This window comes from uncultured Polaribacter sp. (genome assembly GCF_947503875.1).
Taxonomy (GTDB): Bacteria; Bacteroidota; Bacteroidia; order Flavobacteriales; family Flavobacteriaceae; genus Polaribacter.
Window position 1 is genome coordinate 322123 of sequence record NZ_CANNFH010000003.1, and the last position, 17427, is coordinate 339549.

At 31.1% G+C, this 17427-nt stretch carries 12 protein-coding genes; 6 read left to right on the top strand and 6 right to left on the bottom strand.

Translation table 11 applies throughout. The features are described 5' to 3' along the window. Window positions 1-3: 3 nt before the first annotated feature. From Q0684_RS06455 to Q0684_RS06465, 3 genes are all read right to left on the bottom strand, one after another. Window positions 4-420, bottom strand: coding sequence for a hypothetical protein (locus Q0684_RS06455; RefSeq protein ID WP_299014015.1), 417 nt, complete (start codon window positions 418-420; stop codon window positions 4-6). 10 nt (window positions 421-430) lie between these two features. Beyond that, window positions 431-811, bottom strand: coding sequence for a hypothetical protein (locus Q0684_RS06460; RefSeq protein ID WP_299014017.1), 381 nt, complete (start codon window positions 809-811; stop codon window positions 431-433). A 139-nt stretch (window positions 812-950) separates the two neighbouring features. Continuing rightward, window positions 951-2090 (bottom strand): LytTR family DNA-binding domain-containing protein, encoded by a 1140-nt coding sequence (locus tag Q0684_RS06465; protein WP_299014019.1) that lies wholly within the window; start codon window positions 2088-2090, stop codon window positions 951-953. Between the two features lie 130 nt (window positions 2091-2220). Here Q0684_RS06465 and Q0684_RS06470 point away from each other — a divergent pair, with 130 nt between their 5' ends. The 3 genes from Q0684_RS06470 to Q0684_RS06480 are packed head-to-tail and all read left to right on the top strand — an operon-like array spanning window position 2221 to window position 4085. Further along, window positions 2221-2658: a hypothetical protein gene (locus Q0684_RS06470; protein WP_299014022.1), complete on the top strand. Its 438-nt coding sequence runs from the start codon at window positions 2221-2223 to the stop codon at window positions 2656-2658. Next, window positions 2651-3196 (top strand): YceI family protein, encoded by a 546-nt coding sequence (locus Q0684_RS06475; RefSeq protein WP_299014024.1) that lies wholly within the window; start codon window positions 2651-2653, stop codon window positions 3194-3196. The genes Q0684_RS06470 and Q0684_RS06475 overlap by 8 nt, the downstream gene beginning before the upstream one ends. Continuing rightward, window positions 3186-4085, top strand: coding sequence for a DUF5777 family beta-barrel protein (locus Q0684_RS06480; protein ID WP_299014027.1), 900 nt, complete (start codon window positions 3186-3188; stop codon window positions 4083-4085). Before Q0684_RS06475 ends, Q0684_RS06480 begins: the two co-directional genes overlap by 11 nt. Before the next feature lie 79 nt (window positions 4086-4164). On the opposite strand, the gene carB is transcribed toward Q0684_RS06480, so the two are convergent. The 3 genes from carB to Q0684_RS06495 form a co-directional block, all read right to left on the bottom strand. Beyond that, complete coding sequence (carB, locus tag Q0684_RS06485) at window positions 4165-7020, bottom strand: carbamoyl-phosphate synthase large subunit (protein WP_299014030.1); 2856 nt, start codon at window positions 7018-7020, stop codon at window positions 4165-4167. Between the two features lie 112 nt (window positions 7021-7132). Beyond that, window positions 7133-7294, bottom strand: a complete 162-nt coding sequence (gene rpmH, locus Q0684_RS06490; RefSeq protein WP_088324822.1) for a 50S ribosomal protein L34 — start codon at window positions 7292-7294, stop codon at window positions 7133-7135. 128 nt (window positions 7295-7422) lie between these two features. Beyond that, window positions 7423-8043, bottom strand: coding sequence for a hypothetical protein (locus tag Q0684_RS06495; RefSeq protein WP_299014034.1), 621 nt, complete (start codon window positions 8041-8043; stop codon window positions 7423-7425). Between the two features lie 225 nt (window positions 8044-8268). Between Q0684_RS06495 and Q0684_RS06500 the strand changes: the two genes are divergently transcribed. The 3 genes from Q0684_RS06500 to Q0684_RS06510 all read left to right on the top strand — a co-directional run bounded on the left by Q0684_RS06500 (window position 8269) and on the right by Q0684_RS06510 (window position 17366). Beyond that, a complete protein-coding gene (locus Q0684_RS06500) occupies window positions 8269-9885 on the top strand; it encodes a CTP synthase (RefSeq protein ID WP_299014037.1) in 1617 nt (538 codons plus the stop codon). Window positions 9886-10053: 168 nt separating this feature from the next. After that, window positions 10054-11937, top strand: a complete 1884-nt coding sequence (yidC, locus tag Q0684_RS06505; RefSeq protein WP_299014040.1) for a membrane protein insertase YidC — start codon at window positions 10054-10056, stop codon at window positions 11935-11937. A 155-nt stretch (window positions 11938-12092) separates the two neighbouring features. Next, window positions 12093-17366, top strand: a complete 5274-nt coding sequence (locus Q0684_RS06510; protein ID WP_299014043.1) for a proprotein convertase P-domain-containing protein — start codon at window positions 12093-12095, stop codon at window positions 17364-17366. The last annotated feature ends 61 nt before the right edge of the window (window positions 17367-17427 follow it).

Genomic DNA, 17427 nt, shown 5'->3' on the forward strand with positions numbered 1-17427 from the left:
TTTTTAATTGGTAATTACACACTTTACTAATACTACATCCATTAAAAAGCCAGTACATATACCTTTTAAACTTATATTTTGCCCTACTTTAATGGTGTTAATATTTTTAGTTTCTTCCACTGTTAAGTGACACAAAATAGTAGCAAAATCATCTCCAGTTTCTAGCGTTACAATTCCTTTGTTGTTTTCTACTTTAGCTTCTGCTACTATTCCTTTTACCTGTATTATTTTTTCTAAATAATCGGCATTAGCTGTAGCTTCATCTGTGCTAAAATCTTGCAACAGTTTAGCCGCAGATAAAGAAACAGTTGCCTTTTCATCTGCTACATTAACGTGAGGTTTGTTGTACATTTTGTACGCAACAAACAACCCAATAATTAATAGAATTAATGCTGAAATTATAATTTTTTTAAATTTCATAAATTCTTCTTTAATTATCTAAAGCACCTTCATTAACCCAGTCTACAATTAATTGCATTTGAGCACTTGGTAAAGGTCCACCTTGTGGCATAGTTCCATTACCAACTCTAATACCTACTCTTTCTGCTCTTGCCTTAACCTCTGCAAAAGTTCTTAAATTAGGAAAAATACCTCTTGTTTCTGGAGAATGACAAACAACACATCTTGCATCTATAATAGGTTTTACTTGATTTGCAAAAGAAACCATTTCAACCGTTGTTGGGTCTTCCATTCCTTCTTCCATTTCTACTGAAGCCATTTGCTCTTCTTCTACATTAGAAGCGCAAGACGCAATAATTATGCATAAAGCAGTTATTGCTAATACCATTTTAAAATTCCAATTGTTTTTCATGTTTATTACTTTTATAATTTCTGATTGTAAATTAAGTACATATTAACGTTTACCCCACTATTAAGTTCTATTAAGGGGAATTAAAAAAGTTAAAGAGGAAAAAAAAGCATTAAAGGGATTTTACAACCCCTCAAAAAAACTACATATTTAACCACTGTTTAAACTCTGCTGCTTTATTTTTGCTGATAATTATTTCTTCTGAAGTTTTAGCTTGTAATACAATCTTAAGTTGACTATTACCATACTTAATAATTTTATCTATGGCAGTTATGCTAATTATAAATTGTCTGTTTGCTCTAAAAAATATCGTATTATTTAAATTGGCGTACATATCATCTAAACTAGCATTTGTTGTAGATCTTTTTCCGCTAAAGCAAACTACGTAGGTAATGGTATTTTCTGTGCATATATAAGCGATATTTTTTATAGGTATAGGTACTAACTCATTTCTAACATAAGTTAAAATACGTTGTTTTTCTCTTTCTGAAGGTTCTTCGAAACTTTTGTTTGATAAAACGTCTTTCTCTTCAATTTGCTCTTGTAACTTCTCTTGCCTCTCTGCCCTTTCTATAATTTTTTCTTTATAAGTAACTAAATCTGTATTTAGTTTAGATAAATTAACTACCTCAGACCTTAAAGTAGAGTTATTAATTTCTAATTCCTTTTCATAAGCACTACCAATAAAACGTACCGCTAAAAAAGACAGACCAATTACTAATATTCCCATAATTAAGAATATTAGATAAAAATTGTTCTTTAATTTATTCATTTGTGTTGCAATCTTATTCATATTCACATGTGCTGCAACTAATAAATCTACCTCTTTTAATGGTGCAATATGTATTACCTCAGAAAGCATTTTATCTTCTGAGTTTCTGTTTACCAAAATCTCATATAAATCATCTGAACTATTTTTTCCTTCTAAAGACGCTATTAAGGTTTGATTAGGGTTTAACTCCTGACCTATTATAGATAAATCTGGATGTACAACCTCTTTCCCACTCCAATCAAAAACACTTAAAAACCAACTATTTTTATTACTATTTGCAACAATCTGTTGCATTTTTTCTACCAACTCTTGTTTAGTAACACCTTTAGAAAGTTGATAATCTAATAAACTAGCAACTTCTTTGGCTTCTCTTTTACTAGATTCTACCTGTACTTCTAATAATTGATTTGCACTTGCTTTAATAAAATATTGCGACGCTACAGCTGCTACAAAGAGAAAAACAATAGTAATTGCCAAAAAAGTTAAAAAATAAAGTTTGTCTTTTTTCATAAAATCTTAAAAAGTTAAATATAACACTATTCTTTTTTCTATTAAAATTGCTGCTTAAAGTCTTGTTTTTCCCTTTTAGCGTAATTTTATAGTATAACTTATTTATTTTCTTTTAATTTGACGTAATAAAATGAAAACCTTAAAAATATTTTTCTCGTCTCTTTTTTTAATTACTCTAATTAGTTTAAGTTATTGGATGGTTGTACCATTTTTAAAATCTTCAGATAAAAAATTAGATGATGTAAATGCTGCATATAATTTAAACTCAAGCGAAATAGTTTCTAACTTTACAAAAAACAAAACAAATTCAGATAGTCTTTATGTTGGTAAGATTATAGAAATTACTGGTTTTGTAAAAAAAGTGAATTTTATTAACGAAAGAAAAACTGTAATTTTGTACACCAAAAATAATAAACATGGTATTATTTGCGATACAAATATTGATCAGTTGGAAAAATTAAAATCGTTAAAAAAAAATCAAAAAATAACTGTTAAAGGCACCTGTAAAGGTTTTTTAATGGACGTAATTTTACTTAATTGTTATATAGATTTAAATCCCAATGAATAAAATAGTATCTCTTTTATTATTTTTTACAATTTTTAGTACTTTCACTAAAAATGACAAACAATATATTGCAAGGCAAGGCCAAGTTACATTTTTCTCTTACACTTCTGTAGAAAATATAGAAGCCCAAAACAACCAAGTATTAAGTATTATTGATATTGAAAATAAAGAAATTGCAGTTAGCATGTTAATGCGTGCTTTTGTTTTTAAAAAGGATTTAATGTACGAACATTTTAATGAAAGTTACATAGAATCTGACCTATACCCACAAGCAAACTTTAAGGGTGAAATTATTGGTTTTAGCCCTAAAACACCAACACAAGATACTGTTATAAAAGGCACACTTACTATACATGGTGTTTCTAAAAAAGTAAGCATAAAAACAAACATAACCTATAGTAACAATAGCTATACATTAACGGGAGAATTTGTTGCACTTGTTAACGACTTCAACATAAAAATACCCGCAATTCTAACTAGTAATATTGCCAAAACAATTAATTTAAAATTCAAATTTCAATACCAACCTCATGAAAACTAGGCACATATTCAGAATTTTAATTGTATGCTTAAGTATGTCTGCTAATGCACAAGATTTATTAGAACAATTGCAAAAAGAGTTGCCCAATACTTACCAAAATGAACTCGCATCTTTTAAAAGCACTAGAATTGGTTTAGGGCATTCTGTAGAAACCCGACAAAAGGGTGCCTTACAACTATCTTTTTACAATAGATATTGGAACAAGCCTACTGAAACAGAACAAAGCTTTTTGGCAGATGAAGTTACTAGGCGTTATGGTTTAGATTACGCGTTCACAGATAAGTTTACAATTGGTCTAGGTTATACAAATTTTGATAAAATTACAGACGGACATTTAAAATACCGACTTTTTCAACAAAAAAAAGATGCTAAAAAAATGCCTGTAAGTGTAACCCTCGTGCAAAATTTTTCTTATAAATCTTTAACAGAAGATCCAGATGATTTTTACGAGGAAGATGCTACTGAAAAAGTAGGTTTTTGTAGTCAGATTTTAATTTCAAAAAAAGTAAACCGTCTTTTTTCATTGCAAATTGCACCAACTCTAATTTACAGAACAGCAAAATCTGCAGATCCTAATGACCCCGCTACACAATTTGCAGTTGTTTTTGCGGGTAGACATAAAATTGGAAAGCATACCAGCATTGTTTCTGAATATGGTTATGTAACAAATCCTTTAAAATCAAAAGCTACATTTAATACCTTTATGACAGGTATTAATTGGGAAATTGGAGATATAATGGCACAGTTTCATGTAACCAATGCTAGAAATTATGCCGAAGATGTATTTCTAGGAAAAACTACAAATAATTTTAACTTTAAAGATCCTAACTTTCATTTTGGTTTAAACGTGACTTATATTCTGCATACAAGAAACAAAAAGATAAAATAGTTAAACTGTTATACTTTAAATAAAAAAGCATCCAAATATTATTTTGGATGCTTTTTTTCACTTAAAATAAGAGTAACTTCTACTTACTCAAATACATTTTTCTTCTAGCGTATAAATCGTAAAATTCATCATCTTTTAAGCTATCTATAAACAAGATACTTTCTCCTGTAGATTTCATTTCTGGCCCTAAACGTTTATCTACATTAGGAAACTTATTGAAAGAGAATACAGGTTGTTTAATTGCAAAACCATCTAGTTGTGGATTAAACTTAAAGTCTGTCACTTTTTTCTCTCCTAACATTACTTTTGTTGCGTAATTTACATACGGTTCTTTGTATGCTTTTGCAATAAAAGGTACTGTTCTAGATGCTCTTGGGTTTGCTTCAATTATATAAACGGTATCATCTTTAATTGCAAATTGAATGTTTATTAAACCAACCGTTTTTAATTCTCTAGCAATGGTATGTGTATGATCTTTAATTTGTTGCATTACAAATTCACCCAAATTAAAAGCAGGTAAAGTTGCATTAGAATCTCCAGAGTGAATTCCACATGGCTCTATATGCTCCATAATTCCAATAATGTATACATTTCCATCTGCATCGCAAATTGCATCTGCTTCTGCTTCTATTGCACCATCTAAATAATGGTCTAATAGTAATTTATTTCCTGGCATTCTGCCTAATAAATCTACTACATGTTCTACTAATTCTTCTTTGTTGATTACAATTTTCATTCCTTGTCCTCCTAAAACGTAAGAAGGTCTTACTAAGATTGGGAAATTCAATTCATCTGCTAAAGTTAAAGCTTCGTCAGCCGTTTCTGCAATACCAAATTCTGGATAAGGAATGCTATTTTCCTTCAACATTGAAGAAAAACGCCCTCTATCTTCAGCAATATCTAAAGCTTCAAAAGAAGTACCAATAATTTTAATGCCGTATTTAGTTAACTTTTCTGCTAATTTTAATGCAGTTTGTCCTCCTAATTGTACAATAACACCTTCTGGTTTTTCATGACGAATAATATCATAAATATGTTCCCAAAAAACAGGCTCAAAATATAATTTGTCTGCCGTATCAAAATCTGTAGAAACTGTTTCTGGATTACAGTTAATCATAATCGTTTCATAACCACATTCTGCAGCAGCTAAAACGCCATGCACACAACAATAATCAAATTCTATACCTTGCCCAATTCTGTTTGGTCCAGAACCTAGTACTATAATTTTCTTTTTATCGGTAACAATACTTTCATTTGCAATGGTAATTTCTCCGCTTGCAGATTCAATTTCATTCTCAAAAGTAGAGTAATAATAAGGTGTTTTTGCTGTAAATTCTGCAGCACAAGTATCTACCAATTTAAATACACGTTGTATTTTAAACTTCTCTCTTTTGGTATACACTTCAGATTCTAAACAATCTAGCATATGTGCTATTTGTCTGTCACCATAACCTTTTTGTTTTGCTTCTAATAACAAATCTCTTTCTATAGTATCTATAGAATAAGTCGCTATTTCTTTTTGCAATTGAAACAACTCTTCATATTGCTTTAAGTACCACATGTCTATTTTAGTGATATCATAAATTTTGCTCAATGGAATTCCCATTGCAATGGCATCATAAATAGCAAAAACTCTATCCCAACTTGCGTTGGTTAATTTTTCTATAATTTGGTTGTAATCTGTATATCCTTTTCCGTCTGCCCCTAAACCATTACGTTTAATTTCTAAAGACTGCGTAGCTTTATGCAATGCTTCTTGAAAACAACGTCCAATTCCCATTACTTCACCAACAGCTTTCATTTGTAAACCTAAAGTTCTATCAGAACCTTCAAACTTATCAAAATTCCAACGTGGTATTTTTACAATTACATAATCTAAAGTTGGCTCAAATAAGGCAGATGTAGATTTTGTAATTCCGTTTTCTAATTCATCTAAAGAATACCCAATAGCCAATTTTGTAGCTACTTTTGCAATAGGGTAACCTGTTGCTTTACTCGCTAAAGCGGAAGACCTAGATACTCTTGGATTAATTTCTATGGCAATAATATCTTCTTTTTCGTCTGGTGAAACTGCAAATTGTACGTTACAACCACCTTCAAAATCTCCAATAGAACGCATCATATGTATTGCCATATCACGCATTTTTTGGTAAGTTTTGTCAGAAAGTGTCATTGCTGGAGCTACTGTTATAGAGTCTCCTGTATGAATTCCCATAGGATCCATATTTTCTATAGAACAGATAATTACAACATTATCATTTTTATCTCTTAACAATTCTAATTCGTATTCTTTCCAACCCATCATGGCTTTATCAATCATCACCTCGTGTATTGGTGATGCTTCTAAACCTCTTCTTAACAACTCGTCAAAATCTTCTGGATTGTATACAATTGATGCTCCTGCCCCACCTAAAGTGTAAGAAGAACGAATTACTAATGGAAAACCATATTCTTGCGCAATTTCTTTACCTTTTAAGAAAGAGGTTGCTGTGGCTTGTGGTGCCATTGGCACGCCAATCTTTAGCATTAACTCTCTAAATTGTTCTCTATCTTCTGTAACATTAATTGCATCAATATCAACACCAATTAACTTTACATCAAAATCTTTCCAAATACCTTTATCATCTGCTTCTATACAAAGATTTAACGCAGTTTGCCCACCCATTGTTGGTAAAACAGCATCAATTTGCGGATGTTCTTTTAAAATCTGAATGATAGATTTTGTGGTTAAAGGCAACAAATACACATGATCTGCCATAGACGGATCTGTCATTATTGTTGCTGGATTAGAATTGATTAAAATGGTTTCTATACCATCTTCTCTTAAAGATCGTAAAGATTGAGAGCCTGAATAATCAAATTCACAGGCTTGCCCAATAACAATTGGTCCAGATCCTATAATTAGTATTGATTTTAAATCTTCTCTTTTTGGCATGATAAATAGTTGTGTTATATGAGTTTGTAAAAATAATTATCTGTTAAGTATAAAAAAAGGTGTTACTAAAAATAGTAACACCTTAATTATTAACAAATTGTTAATCATTATATTATCTTTTATGTCTAGATTCTGAAGACACAGAAATTTTCTTTCTTCCTTTAGCTCTTCTTCTAGCTAAAACTTTTCTTCCATTTGCAGAAGCCATTCTTTCTCTGAAACCATGTTTGTTTCTTCTCTTTCTTTTAGATGGCTGGTAAGTTCTTTTCGGCATTATATGTATTTTTAAATGTCTTCTTTAATTATTTTAATGCGTGTGCATTATGCTCTTTAAAAGCGTGTGCAAATATACAACTGTTTTTATTTTAGACAAACACTATTTAAAAAAAAATGAAATTATTTTTAGTTTATTTTTTTAAGTAGTCTTTTCATTGCTTTTTTACCCAATGTTACAGCGCTTTTATAGATGGGAATACTTTCTAATTCTTCAATCCCAAACTCGTCTACCTCTGGAAATGCAGTTTGTGAATCTCCTACACTTGCTGTACAGCTCATCTCTAAAACCACCTCATTATTTTGTAAATCTATAATTTTAATTGTTGCTATGGCTCCAGATAATGCAGAAAAAAGCCGAACTTTATTTTTCTGACTCAAGCTTTCTTTATTTAAAAGCTCTAGATATTCAATTTTAGATAAAATTAAAAAATCTAAATTTGTTGCTTCTTTTAAAAAAGTCAAATCTTGTTTACTAACTTTATAAGGAATATCAAACGGTAAAACATATTTACCTCTATTATCTTTTAAATCCTTTTTAATAATTAAATTTTGATTTAGTCTTTTTTTAAAATAACCAACTACCTCTGGCATATTTTTAGACCTTAATCCCTTATCTGTATATTCTTTTGTAGCATTTAAAATGTAAGTACTATTTGCATTAATTCCTTTATTTATGGCAAGATTGTCATAACTGTAATTTGGAAAATTATAAGAAAATCTGTTGCAAGAAGTTAGTAATACAATCAAAAAAATGCTCAAAAGTCTAAAAATCATATTTAAAAAGTAAAAATGGCTACTAAAACATCAGTTTTTGAAAGTTAAATTCATAAATATCATCAAAGTTAGTAGATACCTTGTTATCCAATTCATTTTTATCAAATGTAAACAAACAAAACATTATAAAATCTTTTCTAACTTTTTTATTTGACAGAATTTTTAGAGTTAGTACTTTTGCGCAAACCTAAAAACACCATGAGTAATACTAAATACGTTTTTGTAACAGGAGGCGTAACATCTTCACTAGGAAAAGGAATTATTGCAGCATCTTTAGCAAAACTTTTACAAGAAAGAGGTTTTTCTGTTACCATACAAAAACTAGATCCTTACATTAATATAGATCCAGGAACCTTAAACCCTTATGAGCATGGTGAATGTTATGTTACAGATGATGGTGCAGAAACCGATCTAGACTTAGGGCATTATGAGCGTTATTTAAACATACCCACTTCTCAAGCCAATAATGTTACCACAGGTAGAATTTATCAATCTGTAATTAACAAAGAGCGTAAAGGAGAGTTTTTAGGAAAAACGGTACAAGTAATTCCGCATATTACAGACGAAATTAAACGTAGAATTCAGCTTCTAGGTGAAACAGGAGATTACGATATTGTAATTACAGAAATTGGTGGAACTGTTGGTGATATTGAGTCTTTACCTTATGTAGAATCTGTAAGACAATTGCTTTGGGAGAAAGGTGAAGAAAACGCTATTGTTATTCACTTAACTTTAGTACCTTATTTAGCGGCTGCTGGCGAGTTAAAAACAAAACCTACACAACACTCTGTAAAAATGCTAATGCAAAGTGGTGTTAGTCCAGATATTTTGGTTTGTAGAACAGAACATGATATTTCTGACGATATTAAACGTAAACTAGCTTTATTTTGTAATGTTAAAAAAGAAGACGTTATACAATCTATAGATGCAGAAACTATATACGACGTGCCTAATTTAATGTTAGCAGAAGGATTAGACAGGGTAGTTTTAAAGAAATTAGAACTAGAATCTACCAAAGAACCCGAATTAAAATTTTGGAATCAATTTATACAAAAACATAAAAACCCAGTTTCTGAAGTAGAAATTGCCTTAATTGGTAAATACGTAGAGTTACACGATTCTTACAAATCTATTACAGAGGCATTTATACACGCAGGTTCTTCTAATGAAACCAAAGTGAACGTACGTTGGGTGCATTCTGAAGGTTTAACTCCTAAAAACTTCGAAAAAAAATTACAAGGTGTGCATGGTATTTTAGTAGCACCAGGTTTTGGAGATAGAGGTATTGAAGGAAAAATTAGAGCCGTAAAATATGCTAGAGAAAATAACATTCCGTTTTTTGGTATATGTTTAGGTATGCAAATGGCAGTAATTGAATTTGCTAGAAATGTGCTTCAATTAGAGAATGCAAGTTCTACAGAAATGAACAAGAGCACCAAACACCCAGTAATCAACTTAATGGAAAGCCAAGAAAAGGTTACTGAAAAAGGGGGTACAATGCGTTTAGGTGCTTGGGATTGTGAGTTAAACACAAAATCTAAAGTATACAAAGCCTATAATTCTGAATTGATAAGCGAGCGTCACAGACACCGTTTTGAATTTAATAACGACTATTTAGCCCAAATAGAAAGTGCAGGTATGAAAGCTGCTGGTACCAACCCAAAAACAGGCTTGGTAGAAGTGGTAGAAATACCAGAACATCCTTGGTTTGTTGGTGTGCAGTATCATCCAGAATATAAAAGCACGGTATTAAAACCACATCCTTTGTTTGTAGATTTTATTAAAGCTTCTTTAAAATATTCTAAAACTTTATAATTTAAAGGTGCTCTTAGTCTAACTTTTTAGGTACACTATTTGAACTCTATAATGTAATAGTAACAACAACAGCTAAATCAACAAAAAACAATAGGTTTTTACTAAGTTTGTCGGTTTTTACTTCAAAAAAGAAGTATTTAATGACAAAATGACAATTTAAAATAACACATGGAACAAAAAAAATTCGATTTAAATTCCTTTATAGGAATGATTCTTTTAGGAGGAATCATTTTTTGGTGGATGAGTACAAACAAACCAGAAGAAACATTAGAAGAAACTACCACAACAGAACAAACTGTTGCACCTGCAAATAACAACAACACTACACCAAATACAGTAGTAAATGAAACTGCTTTTGCAAACGATTCTATAAAACAAGTTGCACTACAAAATAAGTTGGGCGCATTTGCTCAAAGTGCAATTACTGCAGCTGAAGGTGTTTCTGTTTTAGAAAACGAGGTTTTAAAATTAACGGTAAGTAATAAAGGTGGACAAATTACAGAGGCTTTAATTAAAAATTACAAAACCTACGATTCTTTACCGCTAAAACTAATTAAAAACAATAACGCTTCCTTTAATATTAATTTTGGTACCACAGACAACCGTATTTTAAATACAAAAGATTTATACTTTACCCCAACTGTTACCAAAAACGGAGAAAACACTGTAGTTTCTTTAAAATTAATGGTTTCTGAATCTCAATTTTTAGAATATCGTTATGAAATGAAACCTAATAATTATATGGTAGATTTTGCCATAAGGTCTCAAGGTTTAAGCAATGTAATTAACGCCTCTAACCCAATAAATTTAGATTGGTCTTTAAATGGTTACAGAAACGAGAAAAGTTTAAAGACAGAAAATACTATGTATACAGAACTTTACTATAAAACTGAAGGTGAAGTTGAGTATTTTAAAGCTGATAGTGAAATTGTAAATGATTTAGATTGGGTAGCTTACAAGCAACATTTTTTTACCTCTAATTTATTATCTGAAAAACCACTTAATAACGCAACAGTTACAGCAACAGATTTAGTTGTAAACGAAGAAATAGATACTACTTTTACAAAGAAATTCGAATTAAAAACTCCTTTAGAATTGGCTAACGGAGAGTTAAATTACAGCATGAAATGGTTTTACGGCCCAAGTGATTATAACTTATTAAGCGGAGACCAATTTGCGGGAACAGACTTAGATCAAATGGCAGATTTAGGCTGGGGAATTTTTGGTTTTTTAAACAGAACCATTTTTTACCCTGTTTTTAATTTCTTAAAAGGCTTTTTATCTAACTATGGATTAATTATTATTTTAATGACCATTGTGGTTCGTTTAATAATGTCTCCTTTAGTATATAAATCTTATTTATCTAGTGCTAAAATGAAGGTTATTAGACCAGAATTAACTGCATTAAATGAAAAATATCCTGGTAAAGAAAACGCTATGAAGCGTCAGCAAGAAACCATGGCAATACAGCGTAAAGCAGGTGTTAGCATGTTATCTGGCTGTATACCTGCCTTGTTACAAATGCCAGTTTTCTTTGCATTATTTAAGTTTTTTCCAACAAACTTAGCGTTAAGACAAGAAAGCTTTTTGTGGGCTCCAGATTTATCTTCTTACGATACTATTTTTAAACTTCCTTTTTCAATTCCGTTTTACGGAGATCATGTGAGTTTATTTCCAATATTAGCGTCTGTTGCCATTTTCTTTTACATGAAAATGAACCAAAGTCAGCAAGCAAATATGCAAGCACCAGCGCAAGAAGGTATGCCAGATATGAGTAAAATGATGAAGTATATGATTTACTTCTCTCCTATTATGATGTTATTCTTCTTTAACAATTATGCCAGTTCTTTAAGTTTATATTACTTTATTTCTAACTTATTAACCATAGCAATTATGTTAGTAATTAAGAATTTTGTAATTGATGAAGACAAAATTCATGCACAAATAGAGGAAAATAAGAAGCGTCCAGAAAAGAAAAAGTCTAAATTTAGACAAAGAATAGACGATGCTATGAAACAAGCTCAAGAGCAACAAGCAAAACAAAAAAGGTAAACTTAAGACCTCATTATTAATAAAAAAAGTGTTCATATTTTAAAAATATGAACACTTTTTTTATGCATTTTTATTAAATATCAATAAAAATGCATACTTTTACCTTGATTAATAGAGTGAGAACTCTCTTTTTTTGACCCCTAAATAATTACTTTATGACCCCTAAATCTAAAAGTAAATGGTTTCTGCCATTTATAATGCTATTCGCATTTGTAAGCAGCTATGCGCAAACCTGCTTAAATTACAATGAAAATCCTGGTACAACAATAGATGCTACTCCTGGTGGCGCTGCTACTTACACAGTTGATATTAATGTTCCCAATAGTTTTACATTATCAGATGTAAATATTACTTTTAATATTTCACATACATGGAACGAAGATCTAGATATTATGCTAAGGTCGCCATCGGGTACAGAAGTAGAACTATCTACAGATAATGGAGGCAATGGTAATAATTATAACGTTACTTTAGATGATGCGTCTAACAACAATTTGCCCACAAATAATACAACAATAAATGGTACTTATAGACCTGAAGGTAGTTTAGCTGATTTTAACAACGAAGATTCTGCTGGAACTTGGACATTAATTGTAACAGATGATACCAACCAAGATGGAGGAACCATTAACAATATCACATTACAATTATGTGGATTTCCTGTTACAAACACTACTAGCTTTGAAACAGGATTAAATGGCTGGAACCAAGGTTTTGGTGATATTTTTGATTGGACAAGAAGACAAACAAACACACCTTCTGGAAATACTGGCCCTTCTAATGGTGGTTCAGATGGTGCTTGGTTTATGTATATTGAGGCAAGTAATCCAAGAATCACCGGTGACAATGCTTTTTTGCAAAGAAGTTTTAATTTTACTAACCAATCTAATTCATCAATAACTTTCGACTATCATATGTATAGTAATAGAAACAATTCAATGGGAACATTAAATTTATTAGTTAGTACGGATGGTGGAAATTCTTTTAATAATGTATTTAGTAGAAGCTTAAATCAAGGTAATAACTGGCTAAATGCAAATATAGATTTATCTATTTATGACGGCCAAAGCGTAGTTATAAAATTTGAAGGTATTGTTGGTGGTGGTACATCTTGGAGCTCAGATGTTGCTATAGACAATATAATTGTTAGTGGACTTGAAAGTAACAGTACCAAAATACCTATTACAGTAACAGCAGACCCTATATCTAAAGCTATTGGCGAAACAGACCCAGCATTAACATATACCATAACTAGTGGAAGTTTAGAAAGTGGTGATGTCTTGGATGGCAGTTTAACTAGAGAACCTGGAGAAATTTTAGGTGTTTATAATATTCTTAGAGGTACATTATTCAATTCTAAATACAACATCACTTTTAATTCTAACTTGTTTAGTATAATTTCTAGAGATACTGATGGAGATGGATTTAGCGATAGTGTAGATATAGACGATGATAATGATGGAATTTTAGATTTAGTAGAAAACTGTGTAATACCTGGAGCTGCAGAACCAGCTGCTGATAGTATTGTTTTTGGCACAGACAACTTTAAAATTTATGCTATTGGAAACAATAGTAATAGTGGACTAGGTTTTCAAGAATCTGGTTTTGAAAAAGCGGCTTTTACAAAAGGATTAACATTAAATAGACTTAATGGAAACTCAGATTTTAGTTCTTTACCTGGTGCGCCTGGTACCAATGGTACAGCTGCAACTACAACCGGAACATGGACTAATGGTACATTAGATTTTGAAACTACAGCTGCCAACCCAACAACCAGAAGAAACCAATTTAGGAGCACAACAGGTAATGAGTTTAGATCTGGTACAACAGGTGACGCCATCTATATAAAACCTTCTATTAATTTAGTGCAAGGAGAAGATTATACAGTTAATATTGGATTTACAGATCCAGTGTCTGCTTTTAATTTTGATTTATTAGATATTTTTGACACCTTTCAAGATAGTTCTAATTTAATTGTAACCTACGAAATTTATGCAGATAATGTTCTTATAGCGTACTTTGAAAGCAACTTTATTGGTAATGACACCACAACTGTTTTAAGTATTTTTGATGGAAATGGAGTAGCCCAAGGCAACATGGTAGTTGGTAATAATATAGAGACCTCTATTGGATTTATTACAGAAAATCCAGTATCGGAAGTATCTATTGTACACAAAATTACAGCAGGCTCTGTAACCAATAGTAGAGCAGATTTGCATGGTTTAGACAATTTTGTGTGGAGCATACCTCCTATTAAGTGTAGAGCAGACGATGTTGATTTTGATGGAGATGGCATTCCAAACGATTTAGATTTAGATTCAGATAATGATGGGATACCCGATAATATTGAAGCACAATCTACTATAAATTATGTAACACCTAATTACATCTATACAGCAAATGGTTTAGACACAGCCTATGGAGCTGGTATAACTCCAGTAAATACAGACAATTCTGGAAATGACGACTATGTAGATTTAGATGCTGATGATGATTTAATTTTTGACACGCTAGAAGCCGGCTTTACAATAGATACAAGTGATAACGGAAAAACCAATGGAAACGTAGGCGATAATGGATTAGATAATACTTTATACACCTTAGATAATTACGAAGATGTAAATGCAAATATAGAAAACCCCACAACTTTACCTGATTTAGATAATGATGCCCTTACAGTAGGAGATGTAGATTATAGAGATACCCATGTTTCTGGTATACCTGCAATTACACAAATACTATTAGAAGGCAGCAATAGAGTTATTGAAATAACCAATATTGATAATAACCATAGTATTCTAGCGAATACAATAGATATTTCAATATTTAGAGAAGCACGAGCCAATTTGTTAGGTGTAACACCAAATAATAATTTTGTAATTCCGCAAGAATTAGCGCCAGGAGAATCTTTTACAATTGTAAATAATGCAAGTTCTATTGCAGGAACTGTAGAAAATAATATTACTAATTTAGTTGGTGCAGATGACGTTTTAATTTTATCACACCCAGAAAGTAATGTTAACGGAGTTGACGATTGGAAAAACAGATATGAAACTATAATAAATTTAGCAAGTGACAAAGCTTATGTAAAAAGCGATTTAGTTACCTCTACTCTAAGAAATTTTTCTGTATCTGATTGGATTGTTTTTGTAAATGATGACCTAGACCCTTACAGAGATAAAGACCTTGGAGGTCCAGAAAGACACCCACATGCTGCTGTTATTTCAGAAGTACTTAGTGCCAATTCAGAGTCGAATTTAAGTATTGGGAGGCACAGAGCAAACCCTACTATAAGAACTGCTAATACTTGGACAAATGGCACACCAGACAAAAGTAGATCTGTAATTATTGACGAAGATTATAGTACAACATCCGCTTTAAAAGCCAGAAATTTAACTGTAAATACGGGTAATAAATTAACTATAGATAATAATATATTGGTTGTATCTGAAAATATAACATTTGGTAGTAATAACAGTGAAATTAGATTAGCAAACGATGCTCAATTAATTCAAACACATACTACCAACTCTAAAGTTATTGGTAATGGTAAATTATACATCGATCAAAACTCAGAATCTCCTAGTAAATTTAGGTATAACTATATGAGTTCTCCCGTTAGTAACGGAGCATATTTTACCATTGCAGATGTGTTAAAAGACGGTACTACCCCAACTTCTGCCTCATCAAATCCTTTAGATATAAATTTTGTTTCAGGTTATGATGGTGAAGTAGCTACACCTATAAGAATATCTGACTTTTGGATTTACACTTATGCCAACGGAAATGGGAATATCTCTAATTGGAGTCAAAAAAGAAGTACAGGAGAAATACCTGTAACGGATGGCTTTACCATAAAGGGACCAGGTACTAAACAAAACTACACCTTTGTAGGCACCCCAAATGACGGTGAGTTAACTACTGCTGTAGGTCCTAGTCAATCTTATTTAATAGGTAATCCATTTCCATCAGCCATAAGCACTAAAAAATTTATTGAAGATAATTTTGATGCCATAACAGGTACCTTATATTTTTGGCAACATGCTGGAGAAATAGATGCGAGTTCCACAATAAAAGGACATACTTATACAGGTTATATTGGAGGATATGCAACAAGAAACATAGCCATGGGAATTGCTGCGAATTCAAAATCAAATGCAGGAGGTTTTAGTATAAATTTAGAAGTGGAAAACGCTGTATCTACAGGAACAAAATTATTAGACTTAGGGTTGAATGCAATACGTATGAATACTAATGGAGCTTTAACGGTTTATGATAAAATAACCAGAGGTACAGACGCTTTAACCATACACTACAGGGCACCAATAGGACAGAAAAATATTGCTTTAAAAGTAGACAATATACTTGTAGGGAATTACACTTTACCACAAACTGCAGTTTACAATACATTTAGCATAAATACATGTATAGAACGCAATAGTTTTATTACCGTAGAGTCTTTAGATAACCAAGATTTTTATTTAAATAAAATTAACATTGCAGATGATGATGGCCAAATATCCTGCGCTCCTAATGCTACTAATGTAGCTGGCTTTACGTACACTTCTCCTTTGGAATATATTGCAGTGGGGCAAGGTTTTTTTATAGGTGGAGACCTTAATGGAGGAACCATAACGTTTAACAACAGCCAAAGAGAGCATATCATAGAAGGCACAAAATCAACCTTTTTTAAATCAAATAAAGAGCAGAAAAGAAGAGCAGAAGAAAGAAAAACATTACCAATTTTAAAACTTGGAATGGATTATACTGATTATGAAGATAATCTACTACATAGACAAATTGGTATCTCTTTCAGATATAATAACTCTTTTACTTATGATAAGGGTTATGACAGCTATTTATTTGATTTATCCAGTACAGACTTTTATTGGAAATTTCCAGAAGTAGATGAAAAATTTGCCATAGCAGGTGTGCAAAATATTACCAACGATTTAGAGATACCTTTAGAAATAGTTGTTGCAAAAGATAGTGAAGTATCCATTTTAATTGATGAGATTAATTTTGACGCTAAAGAGATTTACATTTTAGACAAACTAGAAAGTAAATACTACAACCTTTTAGATAATAATGTAAAATTAAATTTATTAGAAGGAACACACAAAGACCGTTTTTTTATCGTTTTTGAAAAAGGGAAAATTTTAAGTACAGAAGAAAATAATATACTAAATGATTTAAGTATCTTTTACAATAAAAACAGCAAAAACTTAAATATTAATACTATAAACAACTTAGAAATTAAAACAGTTAGTTTGTATAATATTCTCGGGCAAGAGGTTAAAAGTTGGACTTTAAAAGACCCCCAAACCAAACAGCACAAGTTAAAAGTAGAAAACTTATCTAAAGCAATATATCTTGTTAAATTAAAAACAAATAGTGGTGATGTTTCCAAAAAAATACTAATTCAATAAATAGTATTTTAAATCACTTTGGTGGAGGTAAAAAGGGAGTCAATTTTAGGCTCTCTTTTTT

Coding starts and splice junctions, on each gene's coding strand:
- Q0684_RS06455 (WP_299014015.1), bottom strand. CDS start 420: ATGAAATTTAAAAAAATTATAATTTCAGCATTAATTCTATTAATTATT.
- Q0684_RS06460 (WP_299014017.1), bottom strand. CDS start 811: ATGAAAAACAATTGGAATTTTAAAATGGTATTAGCAATAACTGCTTTA.
- Q0684_RS06465 (WP_299014019.1), bottom strand. CDS start 2,090: ATGAAAAAAGACAAACTTTATTTTTTAACTTTTTTGGCAATTACTATT.
- Q0684_RS06470 (WP_299014022.1), top strand. CDS start 2,221: ATGAAAACCTTAAAAATATTTTTCTCGTCTCTTTTTTTAATTACTCTA.
- Q0684_RS06475 (WP_299014024.1), top strand. CDS start 2,651: ATGAATAAAATAGTATCTCTTTTATTATTTTTTACAATTTTTAGTACT.
- Q0684_RS06480 (WP_299014027.1), top strand. CDS start 3,186: ATGAAAACTAGGCACATATTCAGAATTTTAATTGTATGCTTAAGTATG.
- carB (WP_299014030.1), bottom strand. CDS start 7,020: ATGCCAAAAAGAGAAGATTTAAAATCAATACTAATTATAGGATCTGGA.
- rpmH (WP_088324822.1), bottom strand. CDS start 7,294: ATGCCGAAAAGAACTTACCAGCCATCTAAAAGAAAGAGAAGAAACAAA.
- Q0684_RS06500 (WP_299014037.1), top strand. CDS start 8,269: ATGAGTAATACTAAATACGTTTTTGTAACAGGAGGCGTAACATCTTCA.
- yidC (WP_299014040.1), top strand. CDS start 10,054: ATGGAACAAAAAAAATTCGATTTAAATTCCTTTATAGGAATGATTCTT.
- Q0684_RS06510 (WP_299014043.1), top strand. CDS start 12,093: ATGACCCCTAAATCTAAAAGTAAATGGTTTCTGCCATTTATAATGCTA.